Source organism: Ferrigenium kumadai (assembly GCF_018324385.1).
In the GTDB taxonomy this organism is placed as follows: domain Bacteria; phylum Pseudomonadota; class Gammaproteobacteria; order Burkholderiales; family Gallionellaceae; genus Gallionella; species Gallionella kumadai.
This window is the reverse complement of record NZ_AP019536.1, coordinates 2,051,741-2,068,252: the sequence shown is the minus strand read 5'-3', so window position 1 is coordinate 2,068,252 and position 16,512 is coordinate 2,051,741. Positions and strand designations below refer to the sequence as shown.

Genomic DNA, 16,512 nt, shown 5'->3' with positions numbered 1-16,512 from the left:
TCACTAAGTAAGTGTTGGCTTCGTTGCAAAATCAGGCGGCACGTGCCGCCTGATTTATTTTTAGCCATTCGTTTTTTCTCATGGTGTAAAATTCGCCTCAATTTATTTGAGGAAAAACCATGTCTCTTACGCCTTCCGCCGCCGACAAGAAAGCCCGCACGCTGTCCGAGGCGATGCCCTATATCCAGCGCTTTTTCGACAAGACCATCGTGGTGAAATACGGCGGCAACGCCATGACCGATCCGGCGCTTCAGGAGAGCTTCGCGCGCGACGTGGTGCTGCTCAAGCTGGTCGGGATGAACCCGGTGGTGGTGCACGGCGGCGGCCCGCAGATCAACGAGCTGCTGCAGAAGGTGGGCAAGAAGGGCGAGTTCATCCAGGGCATGCGCGTCACCGACGAAGAGACCATGGACGTGGTCGAGATGGTGCTGGGCAAGGTCAACAAGGACATCGTCAACCTGATCAACCGGCATGGTGGCAAGGCGGTCGGACTGACCGGGCAGGACGGCGCGTTCATCCGCGCCGAGAAGATGATGCTGGAGAGCAAGGACGAGCCGGGCAAGATGCTCGACATCGGACTGGTCGGCGAGATCACCAAGATCGACCCGGCGATCATCACCTTCCTCGATTCCGGCGATTTCATTCCTGTGATCGCCCCCATCGGCGTCGCTCCCGACGGCGAGACGCTGAACATCAACGCCGACGTGGTAGCGGGCAAGCTGGCCGAAGTGCTGAACGCCGAGAAGCTGGTGCTGCTGACCAATACGCCGGGCGTGCTGGACAAGGACGGCAACCTGTTATCCGGCCTGACGCCGAAGAACATCGACGACCTCGTCGCGGATGGTACGCTGTCCGGCGGCATGCTGCCCAAGATCGGCTCGGCACTGGATGCCGCACGCAGCGGCGTGAAGTCGGTGCACATCATCGACGGCCGCGTGGAGCATGCTCTGCTGCTGGAGATCCTGACGGACGAGGGCGTGGGCACGCTCATCAAGAGCAAATAATGACAAGGCGTGTCTGGATTTTCGATCTGGACAATACCTTGCACAACGCTTCGGCTCATGTGTTCCCGCACATCAACCGCAGCATGACGGAGTATCTGCAGCAGCATCTGCAGCTGGATGAGCAAGCGGCGAACGCGCTACGCATGCACTACTGGCAGCGCTACGGTGCGACGCTTTCCGGGCTGATGCGCCACCACGGCACCAATCCGGATCATTTTTTATGGCACACCCATCAGTTCCCGGATCTTGAGCGGATGGTGTTGCGCGAGCCGCGCCTGCGCCATGTGCTGAAGGCGTTACCGGGCAGGAAGGTGGTGTTCTCCAATGCGCCTCGGCATTACGCGCATGCGGTGCTGAGACTGCTGCGCATCGAAGGCCAGTTCGACGACGTGATGGCGGTGGAGCAGACGCGTTACCGCCCCAAGCCGGACAGTTTCGGTTTCATGCGCCTGTTGCGGCGGCACCGCCTCAAGGCGGCGCAGTGCGTGATGGTGGAGGACAGCACGGAGAACCTGCAAGCCGCGAAAAAGCTGGGGATGCACACCGTATGGGTGACCACCGAGACGCGCAAGCCGCCCTATGTGGACGTGAAGGTGCGGAATGTGATGGAGTTGCCGCGCGCGATGTCGCGGCTGGACTGAAAGGGAAAAAGATGGCGAGCAAACCGGGCGAACGCAAACTGCAGATCCTGCAAACCGTGGCTGCGATGCTGGAACAGCCCAAGGGCGAGAAGATCACCACCGCGGCGCTGGCGGCGCGGCTGGACATCTCCGAGGCGGCGTTGTACCGCCACTTCGCCAGCAAGGCGCAGATGTTCGAGGGCCTGATCGAGTTCATCGAGCAGACCGTGTTCGGCCTCATCAACAAGATCACCCAGGAAGAGAAGAGCGGCCTGCAACAGGCCGAAGCCATCGTCTCGATGCTGCTCGGCTTTGCGCAAAAGAACCGCGGCATGACGCGAGTGCTGACCGGCGATGCGCTGGTGAACGAGGACGAGCGCCTGCAGCAGCGCATCAACCAGCTGATGGACCGCATCGAGGCGACGCTCAAGCAATCGCTGCGCATGGCCGCGACGCAGGGCGAGATGGGCGAAGCGGTGGACGTGGGCGCTCACGCCAACGTGCTGGTGTGCCACGTGCTCGGCCGCTGGCAGCAGTTCGCCAAGAGCGGTTTTACGCGAGACCCGCTGGCGCAGTGGGCGGCACAGCGCGCTATCCTGCTGGGCAAATGAAAAACTACTGCGGTGGTCACCTGCGGCGTTGCGCGGTGCTCGGAATCCTCATGTACTGAATGTACATTCCGGTTCCTGCGCTCCGTGCGCCTTGCATCTGACCATCCTCGCTACGTTTTTCAAGAGCCTGCCGAATGGGCGGTTGATTGCATCGCAAAGTTTGGGATAGCGTTAATCCATTTAATGGGAGAGCGGCAGGATGATTGATGATGTTGGCAAGACCATAAAGGCCATTCTTTACGACAGAATTGTAAGCCCACTTTTTGGGACATTCATACTTTCATGGTGTGCATGGAATTGGCGTTTGATTCTTCTTTTTCTGTCCGACTCGTCAACAACAATTGCTAAGAAATTTCAGTATGTCGATTCCGAGTTATATCCAAGCAACGGTGTGACATTCATTTACGGCTTGCTTTTACCTGCCACAACAACGGCCTTCTTCATTTACGTATATCCGCCGATTGCAAGAGGGGTTTATGGTTACTGGCGCGAACAGCAAAATAAACTCAAGAAAGTTCAAATCGAAAAAGATGGTGAGACGCCATTAAAAAAGGAAGAGGCACAAGAAATAAGAAATCAGGCTTTACTCTCAGAGCTTCGTTATCAGGAAGAACGAGAAAAGAGAGAGACGAGAATTAGAGATTTGGAAAGCCTTGTTAAGTCGCTACAACAGAAGGAGGAGGCTATTCCAATTGGTAAAGGCACAATCGTCGATCTTGGTACGATTGTAGAAAAAGAAAAGACTGCAACGAATTTCCTGTCATATGGTGCGCACTCCAGCGAGGTTAGGGACGGAATGCTGTCGGTGCTGAGATTGTTATCTCAGATTTCCCCAAAAGGGGGTGTAGATGAGGATGAATTTACCCGTGTCGCGACCAGCTCAAACTCAGAATTAGGCTTAGCTGAGCAAGGGATAAATTTCATCTTGCACTGTTTGGATAATTTGATTGAAGGCAAATATGTGCTGAGAGCGCCTAATGGTGATTTGTACATTCAACCAAAGGGAAGAACTGTTCTTGTAAACAAGAAATTCGAAAACGAAGTATAGATGGCCTGACAAAAAAATGATCCTGATCCTCGAACCCAACGTCGGCGACCAGTCGCCGGAATACCGGCAGTTGCTGGCGCACCTCGCGACTCTCGACGGCATCCGGACGCGCATTCATGTCGAGCGCGGCACCGAGCAGACGCTGACGGAGATCTACCTGATCGGCAACACCAACCAGCTCGACATCGACGAAATGCAGAGTCTGCCTTGCGTCGAGCGCGTGGTGCGCGTGTCCGAGGAATACCGCATCCTCGGTCGGCACAAGGACGAACAGCGTCCCACCCATTTCGACTACAACGGCGTGCGTTTCGGGCAGGATACGCTGCATGTGTTTGCCGGTCTGTGCGCGGTGGACAATCGCGAGCATGTCGAGATCATGATGAAGGCGGTCGCCGACGCCGGTCAGGTGTGCACGCGCATGGGCGCGTACAAGCCGCGCACCAGCCCCTATGCCTTCCAGGGGCACGGCAGGAACTGCCTGCCCTACGTGTTCGAGCTGGCGGGCAAGTACGGCATCAAGGTGATCGCGATGGAGATCACCCACGAATCCCACCTCGACGAGATCCGCGAGGCATTGCGCCAGACTGGCGACCCGACCGGCGTGATGCTTCAGATCGGCACGCGCAACACGCAGAACTTCGAGCTGCTGAAGATCGTCGGCCGCCAGACCGAGATGCCCATCCTGCTCAAGCGCGGCTTCGGCATCACGCTGGACGAATCGCTGAACGCCGCGGAATATCTGGCCTCCGAGGGTAACCGCAAGGTGATCTTCGGGTTGCGCGGGATGAAGACCAACATGGGCGACCCGCACCGCAACTTCGTCGATTTTGCGCACGTGCCGGTGGTCAAGCGCCTGACGCGCATGCCGGTGTGTATCGACCCGTCGCACTCGGTCGGCACACGCGCCGCGGCGCCGGACGGCATCCTCGATGTGATGCACGTCACGGCGCAAGGCATCATGGCCGGCGCGAACATGGTGCTGGTGGACTTCCATCCCGCGCCGCCCAAGGCGCTGGTGGACGGTCCGCAGGCGCTGCTGCTGAAAGAGCTTCCCTGGTTCCTCGAAGACGTGCAGATCGCGCGCGAGGCCTACCTCAAGCGCGTCGCGCTGCGGCAACGTCAGGAGTGATGCGACGCCAGCTGCTGGATGTAACTTGCGAACGCCGGATCCTCTCCTCGCAACAAGGTGGGTAACGCGTCGCGGAAATCCGCGCGGTCGCACCACTCGCCCATGTAGTCCTCCCAAGAGCGCCAGCGGCGCAATTGCTTCTCTCTCATGCCTTCCTCGTAGAGCAACAGGTAGGCACGCTCGAACAACGAGATCAGCATGCTGAAGATGATGAACATGCGTTCGTGCTGTTCCGCCGAGAGCTCGGGAGTCTCTTCCGTTGCGAACAGGCGCAGGTCGGGATTGGCCAGCGCGATCTTGAGGAACTCCTGATAGTTGTCGGAGAGCAGCTGGTAGACTTCCTCGTCCTCGTTGTCGCGCTCCTTGCGCTGTTCGAAGATGAACACCGCGATCGCCAGCGGCAGGCCGATCACGGTCACTACATAGCTCAGCAGCTCCCAGGTCTCCAACGTGAGCATCAGATCAATCCCAGCGCCACCAGCGCGATGAACGCCGCGAACAGCACGAAGTGGCTGATGCCTTCGATGGCGTTGGTCTCGCCGTCGTGCAGATTGTTCATCACGGCGAGGAAGGTCAGCAGCAGCATGCCGGCCTGGACCGGCGTGAGCGCCATGTCGATGCGCTCTCCGTTGAACAGGGCGATAGCCTCGATCACCGGCAGGGTGAGCAGCACGGTGGCCAGCGAGGCACCCAGCGCGATGTTGACCGTGGTCTGCATGCGGTCCTGCTGCGCGGCCTTGAGCGCGGTGAGTATCTCCGGGCTGGCGGAGATCAGCGCCACCAGCACGGCGGGGATGGCCTTGGGCAGGCTGCTGCCGGACAGACCGGCATCCAGCAGCACCGACAGCACTTCCGAGAGCAGGCCGACGAGCGCGATCGCGCCGATCATTACCCCGATGTGTAACGCGTTCGGGCTGTGCGCTTCATCGTGCGACTCTTCTTCCGTCTCGGCGGAATATTCGAAGAAGTTGCGGTGTTCGACCGTCTGCAGGCGCAGGAACGCCATGTACATGATCGCCATGATGCCGATGGAGAACACAGAATAGATCTGCCATTTCGCCTCCGGCACGAAGTCGGGAACAAACATGCCGACGCCGATGGCGACTAGGAGCATGGAGATGAACGAGTTGGCGGAGGAGACGTTGTATTTGGTCTGGCCGTGCTTCAGCCCGCCGACGATGGCCGCAAGGCCGAGGATGCCGTTGATGTCGAACATCACCGCGGAAAATACCGTGTCGCGCGCCAGCGTCGGGTTCGGCTCGCCCTGCAGCAGCACCACCAGGATCACCACTTCCACCGAGACGGCTGCGAGGGTGAGGATCAGCGTGCCGTAGGGCTCGCCCAGGCGCATCGCCAGCACTTCGGCATGATGGGCGATGCGGAAGGCCACGCCGATGATGGCGGAGAGGATCACCAGCAGCAGGCCCCACAGCATTGCGCCGCCGTTTCCCGCGGCGGCATGTTCGAAGGTGAGGCCCAGTCCCAGAACAATAAGGGCGATGGCGATGGGGAATTCTGATTTGAGATATTTCACGAGTGAGCGGAATGTGTAGTTCAGGAAGCCGGATGTTAACGTTAAGTTGTTGACTGGTATAGTCTCAACCCAATATTATGCCCGCCATAACAAGCAGTTAATAATCACTGGACAGGCCTTGGGGCATCATGGCGAGCTTGTGCGGGGGATTAGGAGGAATCCTGGCAACCCAATAAGAACGAGGTGATTTACATGGCAGAGCACAAGAAACCAGCTGCAAAAAAGATAGCCGCGGCCCGCCCGGTTGCCGGCAAGTCAAAGTCCGCCAAGGCGTCGTCCGTCGCCATCGCCGTCAAGAAGACGGCTGCAAAGAAAACCACCGCCGCTACGGCCGAACCGAAAAAGCCCAAGGTTACGGTAGTGAAGAAAACGGCGGCGCCCGCCGCCGAAAAGAAGGCCGCTGCCAAGAAAGCCGTTGCGGCAAAATCCCCGGCCAAGGACCGTCCAACCCCGGAAGAGCGCTACCGCATGGTTCAGACCGCGGCCTATTTCATCGCCGAACGCAACGGTTTTCAGGGGTGTTCCACAGACCATTGGGCGGCGGCCGAGCTGGAGATCGCCGCCCGGCTGGGAGCGTAGTCGCGTCACTTTCACTGATCCGCAATGCATGCGGATCGGCGGGAACGTTAAATGTCCAATCCGATGAACTGGTTCGGGCGGTCGGGTTTGTTCCCTGCCGCACTTTTGACCAACGATTCGAATTCCTTCGCCGGCACCGGCTTGCTGAACAGATAGCCCTGGAAGGCCGAACAGCCGTTGTTTTGCAGTATCTCGAGCTGCTCTTCCGTTTCCACGCCTTCGGCGATCACGTCGAGTCCGAAGTTCTTCGACATATCGATGATGGTCTTCACGATCACCGCATCGCTCTTGTCGATCACGATGTCGCGCACGAAGGACTGGTCGACCTTGATCTGGCTCAACGGCAGGCGTTTCAGGTAGCTGAGCGACGAATAGCCCGTCCCGAAATCGTCCATCGAGAACTGCACGCCGACGTTCTTGAGTTCGTTCATTTTCTGGATGGTGTCTTCCACGTTCACCAGCACCAGACTTTCCGTCAGCTCGAGCTTCAGCAGCGCGGGGTTGACGCCGGTCATCTTCAGCGTCTCCTGAACCCGTTTTGCAAAGTCGGCCTGGCGGAACTGGCGGGCGCTGACGTTCACCGCCAGTTGCAGGTAGCGTGTTTCCGGGGCAGCTTCCCAGCGCTTGAGTTGCTGGCAGGCCGTTTCAAGTACCCATTGTCCGATGGGCAGGATCAGGCCGGTTTCCTCTGCGAGCGGGATGAATTGGGCGGGCGAGATGAAACCGCGTTCCGGGTTGATCCAGCGCAGCAGCACCTCGGCGCCGATGATGCGCCGCTTGTTGTTGACCTGCAGCTGGTAGTAGAGCTGGAGCTCGTCCTTGGCGAGCGCGTGGCGCAACTCCTTTTCCAGGGCGGCGCGCGATTCCAGCTGGATCTGCATCGAGGCTTCGAAGAAGTGCATCGCATTGCGCCCGGCTGCCTTGGCCTGATACATCGCGGTATCGGCGCGCTTGAGCAGCTCATCCGCGGAGATGCCGCGCTCGCGGAACAGGCAGGCGCCGATGCTGGGGCTGGTGTGGTGTTCGTGCTGCTTGAGGATGTATGGAGCGTTGATGGCCTCGATGATCTTCTGGCCGACCACCCTGACCTGGTTGCCCGCCAGTATTTCGCTGCTGCTGAGGTCTTGCAGCAGGATCACGAACTCATCGCCCCCGAGCCGCGCTACCGTGTCGGTCTCGCGTACGCACAACCTGAGGCGGTTGGCGACTTCGACCAGCAGCATGTCGCCGACATCGTGCCCCTTGGTGTCGTTGAGTATCTTGAAATTGTCCAGGTCCATGAACAGCAGCGCGCCGTGCTGGCTGCTGCGGTGGCTGGCGCTGATGGCCTGGTCGAGCCGGTTCATGAACAGCCGGCGGTTCGGCAATTGGGTCAGCGTATCGTAATAGGCGAGGCGATGGATCTCTTCCTCGGCACGCTTGCGCTCGGTGATATCCATGAAGATCGCCACATAGTGCGTGACTTCGTTTTCCTCGTTGCGCACGCTGGTGATGTTCAGCCACTTGGGATAGACCAGGCCATCCTTGCGTTTGTCCCACATTTCGCCGGACCAGCTGCCATACTCGCTCAGCGACTCCCACATGGTCTTGTAGAAATCGGCATCGTGCTTGCCTGATTGGAGGATGCGCGGATTCTGGCCGATCGCCTCGGCTGCGGTGTAGCCGGTGAGGCGCTCGAACGAACGATTGACGCTGATGATGCGGGCCTGTGCGTCGGTGACGACGATCGCTTCCTGGGTCTCGAACGCGATGGCCGCGATGCGCAGCTTTTCCTCGGTTGCCTTCTGCTGGCTGATGTCCTGCACCGTGCCCAGCGAGAGCAGCGGTTTGCCGTTCTGGTCGTAGTGCGTAGTGCCGCGCTCTTTCACCCATTTGATGCGTCCATCAGGGAACTGCAGGCGGTGCTCGATATCGTACTCGCCTTGATTCGCCACCGAATCCTGATAGCTCTGGTTGACCATTTTGCGGTCTTCGGGATGGATCAGCGCCAGGAACGATTCATAAGATGCTTCGAAGCGTTGCGGGTCGATCTCGAAGATCCTGAATACCTCGTCCGACCAAGTCAGCCGGTTGGTGGTGAGATCGAGTTCCCAGTGGCCGATCCTGCCCAGACGTTGCGCCTCTTCGAGCATGTCTTCGTGCAGTTTGGTGTGGGTGATGTCGGTGCGTATCGCAATATACGCCTTGGGTTTGTGCCCCTCATCCAGTAGCGGCACGATGGTGGTATTCACCCAATAGATGCTCCCGTCCTTGGCGCGGTTGCAGATATCGCCATGCCATACCTCGCCGCCGACTATGGCTTGGTACATATCGCGGAAGAATCCGGCATCGTGGTAGCCAGATTTGAGCATGCGATGGTTCTGCCCCAGCAATTCTTCCCGGGTGTATTTGCTGATGGCGCAGAACTTGTCGTTGACGTAGGTGATGGTGCCGCGCACGTCGGTGATGGCGACGATGGCGTGCTGGTCGAGCGCGAATTTCTGCTGGCCGAGTTCATTCAGCGTGCGATGCAACTCGGTTTCATGCAACTCCTGGCTCAGTTGCGAACGGCTCAGGCTTGCGCTGATCAGCAGCGCCAGAGCCAGCAGCATTGCGATGAGGGCGGCAGTCTGCCGACGCATCGATTTGTGCGAGGTGGAAAGTGTGGCGGCATCGATGTGCTTGACCAATTTCCAAGCCAGCCCGCTGTCCGATACGGCACCTTCCGCGATTGCCTGATAGGGATGGATGGTTTCGAACAGCCACAGGCCCCCGGCCTCATCCTTGAAGTGCCCGGTCGATGCGGTACTGATCTTTTTCCATGCCTGCGGATAGCGTTCCGCCATGCTGGGCCGGGCCGACAGCATGAAACCGAATTCATCGGACGCAACCGGGCTGTGCAGCCAATGGCCCTGCTGTTCGAGCAGCATCCAGTTCGATTCGTCAGTGTTGGCAACCTGCGCGATGCGCTGGAACAAGTCCTCCGCTTCATAGGTGACGATGGCGATGCCAAGCCGCTGCTGGTGCGGCCCGAACAGCGGGGTGGCGGCGCGCAGGACTGGATGGTAAGGCTTTTCGATCTGGCCGTTTTCGATCTCGAGATCGAGCCGCGAAAGGTAGACCTCGCCGTGCTTCAACTTCATCGCTTCATCGACGTAATAGCGCTGGCGTTTGTTTTCCGTCTGTCCGAGGGGGGCGGTCCGTGCCTTGCCAGCGACCCATTCGACCCGCACCCGCTCCATTCCCGTTTGATCGATCCAGCGTATCTTGTTGTAGATGCGCTTTGCATCGATGAACGCGGCGAAGTCGCTGGCCGCATTGTCGAGCATGGTGGCGTCGGGATTGGCGAGGGCCTTCGCCAGGGGCTGGGAATGCGCCAGATACTGGGTATCGCGCGCCAGCGAGAGCAATATCCGCTGGGTGGTTTCCACTCCGGCGTGGAGATGGTCCTTCTCGTTCTCGATCAGCGTGACCTCATCGTCGGAAGACTCGCTGACGTAAAAGATGCCGCCCAGCGCGCAGATGAGCAGCGCGGCGGGCAGGAAATTACGTGCTAAGCGGGACCAGAAACGGGAGGACATGGGCAAGAAATGTTGGTTGCAGAGCGTAGTTAAGCCGATAAGCCATTATTTTTCAGCGATTTTACCACGGCATCTTTGGCGTCTGCTCGACGGCCGATGTGTCCGCGTGGCGAGCCATTACTGCTTTTCGAGGCAGGCGAAGTAGAGGGCTGCGTCCGGCTGGGTGCGGTCGCGTTGCGCCTGCCAGATCATCTCGGTCAGACACTCCATCATCGCGTGCTGTGCCTCGTGCTCCGATTCGAACTTGTGCGTCAGTCGGGTGAAATGCGCGCGGATGCCGGGCGGCTGGTCGATGGAGATCTGTTCCTCGATGGTGAGGTGCATCATCAGGTGCAGGAAGGGATTGACCGCGCCGTGTTCCGGCAGGTAGTCCTTGTCGCGGTGGGCTTCGCTGTCCTCGAAGGCGCTGTGGAATTCGGGATGCTTGGCGATGAGCTGTGCGGCGAGGTCTTCCAGCGGCGTGAGCAATTCTTTGGCCCGCCGCTTGCGCCAGGATTCGAACAGGAAGTTGCGGGCTTCGTCGCGGCTCGGATTGAACATCAGAAAACCTTTTCCTTGTACTCGCACAGGCTCTCGATGATGCACTCGCCGCACTTCGGTTTGCGCGCCTGGCATATGTATCGTCCGTGCAGGATCAGCCAGTGGTGCGCGTCGTGCTTGAACTCGTCGGGCACGACCTTGAGCAGCCTGTTTTCGACTTCCAGCACGTTCTTGCCGGGAGCGAGGCCGGTGCGGTTGCTGACCCGGAAGATGTGGGTGTCCACCGCGATGGTGGGCTGGCCGAAGGCGGTGTTGAGCACCACGTTGGCGGTCTTGCGGCCCACGCCGGGCAGGGCTTCCAGTTCCTCGCGTGTCTGCGGCACCTCGCCGCCGTGGCGCTCCAGCAGCAAACGGCAAGTCTGGATCACGTGTTTGGCCTTGGTCTGGTACAGGCCGATGCGCTGGATGTATACACGCAAGCCGGCTTCGCCGAGGTCGAGCAATGCCTGTGGCGTGTTTGCGATGGGAAACAGTTGCCGTGTAGCGGCGTTGACGCTGACATCGGTGGCCTGTGCCGAGAGCAACACCGCGATCAGGAGTTCGAACGGCGTGCGGTACTCGAGCTCGGTGGTGGGGTGAGGGTTTGCCGCTTGCAGGCGCAGGAAGATCTCGCGGCGTTTGGCCGCGTTCATCCGTGCGATGCGGGGCTGCAGCCGCCTTCGACCGGCGCGATGCTGGCGCTGGCGCCATGCGCCTTGCGTTCGGCGCGTAGCGCGAGCCAATTGCGTCCGGCGATCAGCAGGGCCAGGCCGATGAAGGCGCCGGGCGGCAGGATGGCGAGCAGGAAGCCCTTGTAGTCAGGGATGAGGTGGATGACCCAGTCCTTCGCCCCTTCACCCAGCGCGAGGTCAATGCCGGATAGCAGCGTGCCGTGCCCGAAGATCTCGCGCATGCCGCCCAGCACCGTCAGTACGGCGGTCAAACCGAGGCCCATGGCAAAGCCGTCCAGTGCGGAGGGAGCCACGGTGTTCTTGGAGGCGAAGGCCTCGACGCGCGCCAGCACGATGCAGTTGGTGACGATCAGCGGGATGAAGATGCCGAGCACCACATACAGCCCGTACATGTAGGCGTTCATCAGATACTGCACGACGGTGACCAGAACCGCGATGATCAGAACATAGACGGGGATGCGTATCTCGTTCGGGATGAAGTTGCGGATCGGGGCGATGCTCGCGTTGCTGAGGGTCATCACCAGTGCAGTGGCTAGGCCGAGACTGGCGCCGTTGACCACTGAAGAGCTGACCGCCAGCAACGGGCACAGGCCGAGCAACTGTACGATGCCGGGATTCTGTTTCCACAGGCCGTTATGCAGGATGTCCTTGTATTCACCCAGGCTCATTTTCTGGCCTCCTTGGCTGCGGCGGGTTGAGGATTGGCTGCGAGCAGCTGGTCGCGGTTTTGCTCGAAATACAGCAGGGACTTGTGCACCGCCTTGACGATGGCGCGCGGGGTGATGGTGGCGCCCGCGACGTAGTCGAACTGGCCGCCGTCCTTCTTCACTTTCCACGCCGCTTCCTTGCGTTTTTCATGCGACTGGCCGTCGAATCCCTTGATCCACGGGCTCTTCGGCAGTTCGATGTAGTCGCCCAGCCCCGGCGTTTCGCGGTGGGAAACCACGCGCACGCCGCTGAGTTCGCCATTGCTGCGGATGGCGACGATCAGGAAAATCTTGCCGCTGTAGCCGTCCGGTGCGATGGGCTGCAGCACCACTGCGCTGGCCTCGCTCCCAAGGCGCGCGACGTAAGCGGCGGTGGTGTCCGATGTTCCGAGCAGTTCGCTGGCGGGCACCTGGACGGTATCCTGCACAATGGCATTGTCGAACAGTTCCTGTGGCACGACCTGGGCGATCAGTTTGAGCTTCTCGTCCTCCACGCTCTTGGCGATGCTGTCGCGGGTGAGGAAATAGGTCGAGGCCAGCACGACCGTAGCGAGGGTCGCGAAGAACAGCAGGTTCGCGGCGGCGTGGACTGAGGCTTTCGCCATGGTGCGCCTCATGCCTTTTTCTCCTTCCTGCCGAATACCTTGGGTTGCGTGTAGGCGTCGATCAGCGGCACGCAGATGTTCATCAGTAGTGTGGCGAACGCCATGCCGTCAGGGAAACCGCCGAACACGCGGATGATGTAGGTGAGGAAGCCCGCACCCGCGGCGAAGATCATCTTGCCGCGCGGTGTGGTCGGGCCGGTCACCGGGTCGGTCAGGATGAAGAACGCGCCTATCATCGCAGCACCCGAGAACCAGTGGAACAACGGCGTGGCATAGTGGGCCGGGTCGATCAGGTGGAAGATGCCCGCGGTGGCGAAGATCGAGCCGAGATAGAACACCGGGATGTGCCAGCTGATGATGCGCGTGGCCAGCAGGTAGGCGCCGCCGAGCATGAATCCCCACGCCACCATTTCGCTGCCTTGCCCCGCGAGGCGGCCGTAGATCGGCATCCCCATGATGTCCTGCATGGGGCGGTCCAAGTGCAGCTGGGTCTTCAGGGTGTCCAGCGGCGTGGCCATGGTGATCGCATCCAGCGTCACGCCCGGCGGCAACGCGCCCGAGAAGATGAAGTTCAGTTGGTCGAGGAAAGTCAGTTCGACCTGTCCCAGCCCGTGCGGGGTGAGCCAGTGCGTCATCTGCACCGGGAACGAGATGATCAGCACGGCATAGCCGATCATCGCCGGGTTGAACGGGTTGTTGCCCAGCCCGCCGTACAGGTGCTTGGAAACGCTGATGGCGAACGCCGTGCCGACCACAACCAGCCACCACGGCGCCAGCGACGGGATGGACAGGGCCAGCAGCCAGGCGGTGAGCAGGGCGGTGTTGTCCTTGACGAACGGCGCGACGGGACGGTCGCGCAGCTTGAGCATGGCGGCCTCGGTCGCCAGCGCGGTGACGCTGGCCAGCGTGAGCGAAATCAGGATCGCCGGGCCGAAATACCAGACATACAGCGCGATGCCGGGAATCAGCGCCAGCATCACCCTGAGCATGATCTGCGAGACGTTGTCCGGTTTGCTGATGAAGGGGGCGAAAAGCATGTCTGGCTATTCCTTCGGCTGTTCGACGTGGGACTGGGCGAGTTCGCGGATGCGCTCGCGGCGCGCCTCGATCTCGGCGATCTCCGCCTGCTGTTCCGGCGTGAGGTTCTCGACGTTCTTCGGTTTGACCGCGGCAGCCTGTTCCTTGGCGTGGTCGATGGCTTCCTGGATCTTCAGCTGCAGGGTGTTTTCGGGGTTGGCTTGCGCCGGTGCCTCGACAGGCGGAATCTGTTTCGCGGTCTGTTCCTTTACCGCTCTTTCCTTGGCTGCCAGACGCTCGGCCTTTTCCTGCTTCTCGCGCTCGATGCGGTATTCGCGGTACTCGAAGCGTTCGCGCGCCCGGTCGGCTGCTTGCTTTTCGTTTTCGCGCGCGTGGATCTCGCTCTTGGAGAACAGGAAATACTGCACCAGCGGGATGTGGCTGGGGCAGACGTAGCTGCACGCGCCGCATTCGATGCAGTCGAACAGGTGGTATTCCTGCGTCTTGCCGAAATTCTTCGCCTTGGAGAACCAGTACAGTTCCTGCGGCTGCAAGTCTGCCGGGCACGCCTCGGCGCAGCGCGTGCAGCGGATGCAGGGCAGGGCGGGCGGCGCGGGCGGGAACAGGGCGTCCGACATGGCGATGATGCAGTTGGTCGCCTTGATCACGCCGACCTGCGCCGAAGGCAGGCGGAAGCCCATCATCGGGCCGCCCATGATGTGGCCGGTGGTGCCGGGCTGCAGGCCCGCCTGAGCCACCAGTTCGTCCACCGGCATGCCGAACGGCACCTCGAAATTCTGCGGTTCGCCGACGTTGCCAGTCACGGTGACGATGCGCGAGAGCAGCGGTTCGCCGTGCGCGACGGCACGCCATGCGCCGTAGGCGGTGCCGACGTTGAAGCACTGCACGCCCATGTCGGTGGAACGCACCCCGTGCGGGACCTCGATGCCGGTGAGCACGCGGATCAGCTGTTTCGCGCCGCCGCCCGGATATACCGTCGGCACCGCGATGACTTCCATGCGCTCGTGCTTGCCCGCCGCCACTGCCGCGCGCATCGCCGCGATCGCCTCGGGCTTGTTGTCCTCGATGCCGATCAGCACTTCATCGGCGTACAGCAGGCCGCGCATGATCTCCGCGCCCTGCAGGATGTCTGCCGCCCGTTCGCGCATCAGCCGGTCGTCGCAAGTGATCCAGGGTTCGCACTCCGCGCCGTTCAGCACCAGTGTGGTGATTTTGTGCTGGTGCGAATACAGCTTCATGTCGCTGGGGAATACGGCACCGCCCAAGCCGACCACGCCCGCCTCGCGCAGGATGTGGCGCAGTTCGGCGTGCTGCATCTCGCGCCAGTCGTGGGTTTTGCGTTCGGTCCATTCGTCCTTGCCGTCCGGGATGATGGTGATGCAGAGGTCGGACAGGCCCGACGGGTGGGCAACCACCTGCATGTCGATGGCGGCGACGGTGCCGGAGGTGGGGGCATGTACCGCGCTGGACAAACGGCCTTCCGGTGCGCCGATGATCTGGCCCTTGAGCACGTGATCGCCGACTTTGACCGACGGCTTGGCGCTGTTGCCGACATGCTGATGCAGGGGAACCACAAGTTTCGAGGGCAGCACCACCTGCGCGATCGCTTTCCCGTTCGATTGCGTCTTGTTGGTCGGCGGGTGCACTCCGCCATGGAATCTATGGAGTGTTCTCATGCGGGTGCCTGGCCATAAGTTTCCTGGCGCACCGGTCTCAGCGCGTAAAAGGGATACTCCCTCTTCCAGGTGGTGATCTTCTCCTCGATGGGGACCATGCTGATGCAGTCCACAGGGCAGGGCGCGATGCACAGTTCGCAGCCGGTGCATTCCGAGGCGATGATGGTGTGCATCTGCTTGGCCGCGCCCGCGATGGCGTCCACCGGGCAGGCCTGCAGGCAGAGCGTGCAGCCGATGCAGATGTTTTCGTCGATGAAGGCGACCGACTTGGGCTTGGGTTCCGCTCCTGCGCCGAAAGGCTTGAAGTCCACGCCGAGCAGCTCGGCCAGCTTGCGGATGCCTTCCTCGCCGCCGGGCGGGCACAGGTTGATGTCGGCCGTGCCCTCGGCGATGGCCTCGGCGTAGGGGCGGCAGCCGGGATAGCCGCACTGGCCGCATTGCGTCTGCGGCAGGATGGCGTCGATCTTGTCCGCCAGCGGGTTGCCTTCGACGCGGAACTTGATCGCCGAGTAGCCCAGCACCGCGCCGAGTCCGATGGCGATGGCCGACATCACCAGGATGGCGGTCAGCATGGGAGCACCCGTTGTGTCAGGCAGTTCGCGGTACGCATTACTTCACCAGCCCCGAGAACCCCATGAAAGAAAGGCTCATCAATCCGGCGGTGACCAGCGCGATGGCGGAACCCTTGAAGATGCCCGGGACGTCCGCGCCTTCCATGCGTTCGCGCATGCCGGCGAACAGCACCATCACGAGCGTGAAGCCCACCGCGCCGCCGAAGCCGAACAGCAGCGACTCGACGAAGTTGTGTTTCGCCTGCACGTTGAGCAGGGGAATGCCCAGCACCGCGCAGTTGGTGGTGATCAACGGCAGGTAGATGCCCAGCACCTGGTACAGCTCCGGGCTGGTCTTCTGGATCGCCATCTCGGTGAATTGCACGATGCCCGCGATCACCACGATGAACGACAGCGTGGTGAGGTAGGCCAGTTCCGGTCCGAGCAGGTACTGGTTGATCAGGTAACTGCTGCCGGAGGCCAGCGTGAGCACGAAGGTCGTGGCGGCGCCCATGCCGATGGCGGCTTCCAGTTTCTTGGAAACCCCCATGAACGGACACAGCCCGAGGATCTTGACCATCACGATGTTGTTCACGAACACCGTGCCGATCACTATAAGTAAGTAGTCAGCCATCGCTT

At 60.8% G+C, this 16,512-nt stretch carries 17 protein-coding genes; 6 read left to right on the top strand and 11 right to left on the bottom strand.

Annotated features, from left to right (window positions below):
- Positions 1–119 precede the first annotated feature (119 nt).
- The 5 genes from argB (at position 120) to FGKAn22_RS09995 (ending at position 4,412) form a co-directional block, all read left to right on the top strand.
- On the top strand, positions 120–1,004 hold the full coding sequence (argB, locus tag FGKAn22_RS10015; RefSeq protein WP_212785502.1) for an acetylglutamate kinase: 885 nt from the start codon (positions 120–122) through the stop codon (positions 1,002–1,004).
- A complete protein-coding gene (locus FGKAn22_RS10010) occupies positions 1,004–1,645 on the top strand; it encodes a pyrimidine 5'-nucleotidase (protein ID WP_212785501.1) in 642 nt (213 codons plus the stop codon). Before argB ends, FGKAn22_RS10010 begins: the two co-directional genes overlap by 1 nt.
- An 11-nt stretch (positions 1,646–1,656) precedes the next feature.
- Positions 1,657–2,235 carry a nucleoid occlusion factor SlmA gene (slmA, locus tag FGKAn22_RS10005; protein WP_212785500.1) on the top strand — a complete coding sequence of 193 codons (579 nt, stop codon included), beginning with the start codon at positions 1,657–1,659 and terminating at the stop codon, positions 2,233–2,235.
- Positions 2,236–2,434: 199 nt separating this feature from the next.
- Positions 2,435–3,283, top strand: coding sequence for a hypothetical protein (locus tag FGKAn22_RS10000; protein WP_212785499.1), 849 nt, complete (start codon positions 2,435–2,437; stop codon positions 3,281–3,283).
- Positions 3,284–3,299: 16 nt separating this feature from the next.
- Positions 3,300–4,412, top strand: coding sequence for a 3-deoxy-7-phosphoheptulonate synthase (locus FGKAn22_RS09995; protein WP_212785498.1), 1,113 nt, complete (start codon positions 3,300–3,302; stop codon positions 4,410–4,412).
- Here FGKAn22_RS09995 and FGKAn22_RS09990 read toward each other — a convergent pair.
- Both FGKAn22_RS09990 and FGKAn22_RS09985 read right to left on the bottom strand, forming a co-directional pair.
- Positions 4,403–4,870: a hypothetical protein gene (locus FGKAn22_RS09990; protein WP_212785497.1), complete on the bottom strand. Its 468-nt coding sequence runs from the start codon at positions 4,868–4,870 to the stop codon at positions 4,403–4,405. The two genes, FGKAn22_RS09995 and FGKAn22_RS09990, sit on opposite strands and share 10 nt — an antisense overlap.
- Positions 4,870–5,946: a calcium:cation antiporter gene (locus FGKAn22_RS09985; RefSeq protein WP_212785496.1), complete on the bottom strand. Its 1,077-nt coding sequence runs from the start codon at positions 5,944–5,946 to the stop codon at positions 4,870–4,872. Before FGKAn22_RS09985 ends, FGKAn22_RS09990 begins: the two co-directional genes overlap by 1 nt.
- A 192-nt stretch (positions 5,947–6,138) precedes the next feature.
- Here FGKAn22_RS09985 and FGKAn22_RS09980 point away from each other — a divergent pair, with 192 nt between their 5' ends.
- Positions 6,139–6,525: a DUF2934 domain-containing protein gene (locus FGKAn22_RS09980; RefSeq protein WP_212785495.1), complete on the top strand. Its 387-nt coding sequence runs from the start codon at positions 6,139–6,141 to the stop codon at positions 6,523–6,525.
- 47 nt (positions 6,526–6,572) lie between these two features.
- Here FGKAn22_RS09980 and FGKAn22_RS12555 read toward each other — a convergent pair whose 3' ends face one another.
- The 9 genes from FGKAn22_RS12555 to rsxA all read right to left on the bottom strand — a co-directional run bounded on the left by FGKAn22_RS12555 (position 6,573) and on the right by rsxA (position 16,507).
- Positions 6,573–10,085, bottom strand: coding sequence for a bifunctional diguanylate cyclase/phosphodiesterase (locus FGKAn22_RS12555; RefSeq protein WP_246487385.1), 3,513 nt, complete (start codon positions 10,083–10,085; stop codon positions 6,573–6,575).
- Positions 10,086–10,202: 117 nt separating this feature from the next.
- Complete coding sequence (locus FGKAn22_RS09965; protein ID WP_212785494.1) at positions 10,203–10,625, bottom strand: DUF1841 family protein; 423 nt, start codon at positions 10,623–10,625, stop codon at positions 10,203–10,205.
- Positions 10,625–11,257 (bottom strand): endonuclease III, encoded by a 633-nt coding sequence (nth, locus tag FGKAn22_RS09960; RefSeq protein ID WP_212785493.1) that lies wholly within the window; start codon positions 11,255–11,257, stop codon positions 10,625–10,627. The genes FGKAn22_RS09965 and nth overlap by 1 nt, the downstream gene beginning before the upstream one ends.
- The gene (locus FGKAn22_RS09955) at positions 11,254–11,964 is read right to left on the bottom strand and encodes an electron transport complex subunit E (RefSeq protein ID WP_281411871.1); all 711 of its coding nucleotides are present in this window, start codon (positions 11,962–11,964) and stop codon (positions 11,254–11,256) included. Before FGKAn22_RS09955 ends, nth begins: the two co-directional genes overlap by 4 nt.
- Positions 11,961–12,620, bottom strand: coding sequence for an electron transport complex subunit RsxG (gene rsxG / locus FGKAn22_RS09950; protein WP_212785492.1), 660 nt, complete (start codon positions 12,618–12,620; stop codon positions 11,961–11,963). Before rsxG ends, FGKAn22_RS09955 begins: the two co-directional genes overlap by 4 nt.
- Positions 12,617–13,645, bottom strand: a complete 1,029-nt coding sequence (gene rsxD, locus FGKAn22_RS09945; RefSeq protein ID WP_212785491.1) for an electron transport complex subunit RsxD — start codon at positions 13,643–13,645, stop codon at positions 12,617–12,619. Before rsxD ends, rsxG begins: the two co-directional genes overlap by 4 nt.
- 6 nt (positions 13,646–13,651) lie before the next feature.
- Positions 13,652–15,322 carry an electron transport complex subunit RsxC gene (gene rsxC / locus FGKAn22_RS09940; protein ID WP_212785490.1) on the bottom strand — a complete coding sequence of 557 codons (1,671 nt, stop codon included), beginning with the start codon at positions 15,320–15,322 and terminating at the stop codon, positions 13,652–13,654.
- Positions 15,319–15,894 carry an electron transport complex subunit RsxB gene (gene rsxB, locus FGKAn22_RS09935; protein WP_212785489.1) on the bottom strand — a complete coding sequence of 192 codons (576 nt, stop codon included), beginning with the start codon at positions 15,892–15,894 and terminating at the stop codon, positions 15,319–15,321. Before rsxB ends, rsxC begins: the two co-directional genes overlap by 4 nt.
- Positions 15,895–15,931: 37 nt before the next feature.
- Complete coding sequence (gene rsxA, locus FGKAn22_RS09930) at positions 15,932–16,507, bottom strand: electron transport complex subunit RsxA (protein WP_212785488.1); 576 nt, start codon at positions 16,505–16,507, stop codon at positions 15,932–15,934.
- Positions 16,508–16,512 lie beyond the last annotated feature (5 nt).

Excerpts from the sequence above, each read along its gene's own strand:
- argB (WP_212785502.1), top strand. The coding sequence starts at position 120 with ATGTCTCTTACGCCTTCCGCCGCCGACAAGAAAGCCCGCACGCTGTCC.
- FGKAn22_RS10010 (WP_212785501.1), top strand. The coding sequence starts at position 1,004 with ATGACAAGGCGTGTCTGGATTTTCGATCTGGACAATACCTTGCACAAC.
- slmA (WP_212785500.1), top strand. The coding sequence starts at position 1,657 with ATGGCGAGCAAACCGGGCGAACGCAAACTGCAGATCCTGCAAACCGTG.
- FGKAn22_RS10000 (WP_212785499.1), top strand. The coding sequence starts at position 2,435 with ATGATTGATGATGTTGGCAAGACCATAAAGGCCATTCTTTACGACAGA.
- FGKAn22_RS09995 (WP_212785498.1), top strand. The coding sequence starts at position 3,300 with ATGATCCTGATCCTCGAACCCAACGTCGGCGACCAGTCGCCGGAATAC.
- FGKAn22_RS09990 (WP_212785497.1), bottom strand. The coding sequence starts at position 4,870 with ATGCTCACGTTGGAGACCTGGGAGCTGCTGAGCTATGTAGTGACCGTG.
- FGKAn22_RS09980 (WP_212785495.1), top strand. The coding sequence starts at position 6,139 with ATGGCAGAGCACAAGAAACCAGCTGCAAAAAAGATAGCCGCGGCCCGC.
- FGKAn22_RS12555 (WP_246487385.1), bottom strand. The coding sequence starts at position 10,085 with ATGTCCTCCCGTTTCTGGTCCCGCTTAGCACGTAATTTCCTGCCCGCC.
- FGKAn22_RS09965 (WP_212785494.1), bottom strand. The coding sequence starts at position 10,625 with ATGTTCAATCCGAGCCGCGACGAAGCCCGCAACTTCCTGTTCGAATCC.
- nth (WP_212785493.1), bottom strand. The coding sequence starts at position 11,257 with ATGAACGCGGCCAAACGCCGCGAGATCTTCCTGCGCCTGCAAGCGGCA.
- FGKAn22_RS09955 (WP_281411871.1), bottom strand. The coding sequence starts at position 11,964 with ATGAGCCTGGGTGAATACAAGGACATCCTGCATAACGGCCTGTGGAAA.
- rsxG (WP_212785492.1), bottom strand. The coding sequence starts at position 12,620 with ATGAGGCGCACCATGGCGAAAGCCTCAGTCCACGCCGCCGCGAACCTG.
- rsxD (WP_212785491.1), bottom strand. The coding sequence starts at position 13,645 with ATGCTTTTCGCCCCCTTCATCAGCAAACCGGACAACGTCTCGCAGATC.
- rsxC (WP_212785490.1), bottom strand. The coding sequence starts at position 15,322 with ATGAGAACACTCCATAGATTCCATGGCGGAGTGCACCCGCCGACCAAC.
- rsxB (WP_212785489.1), bottom strand. The coding sequence starts at position 15,894 with ATGCTGACCGCCATCCTGGTGATGTCGGCCATCGCCATCGGACTCGGC.
- rsxA (WP_212785488.1), bottom strand. The coding sequence starts at position 16,507 with ATGGCTGACTACTTACTTATAGTGATCGGCACGGTGTTCGTGAACAAC.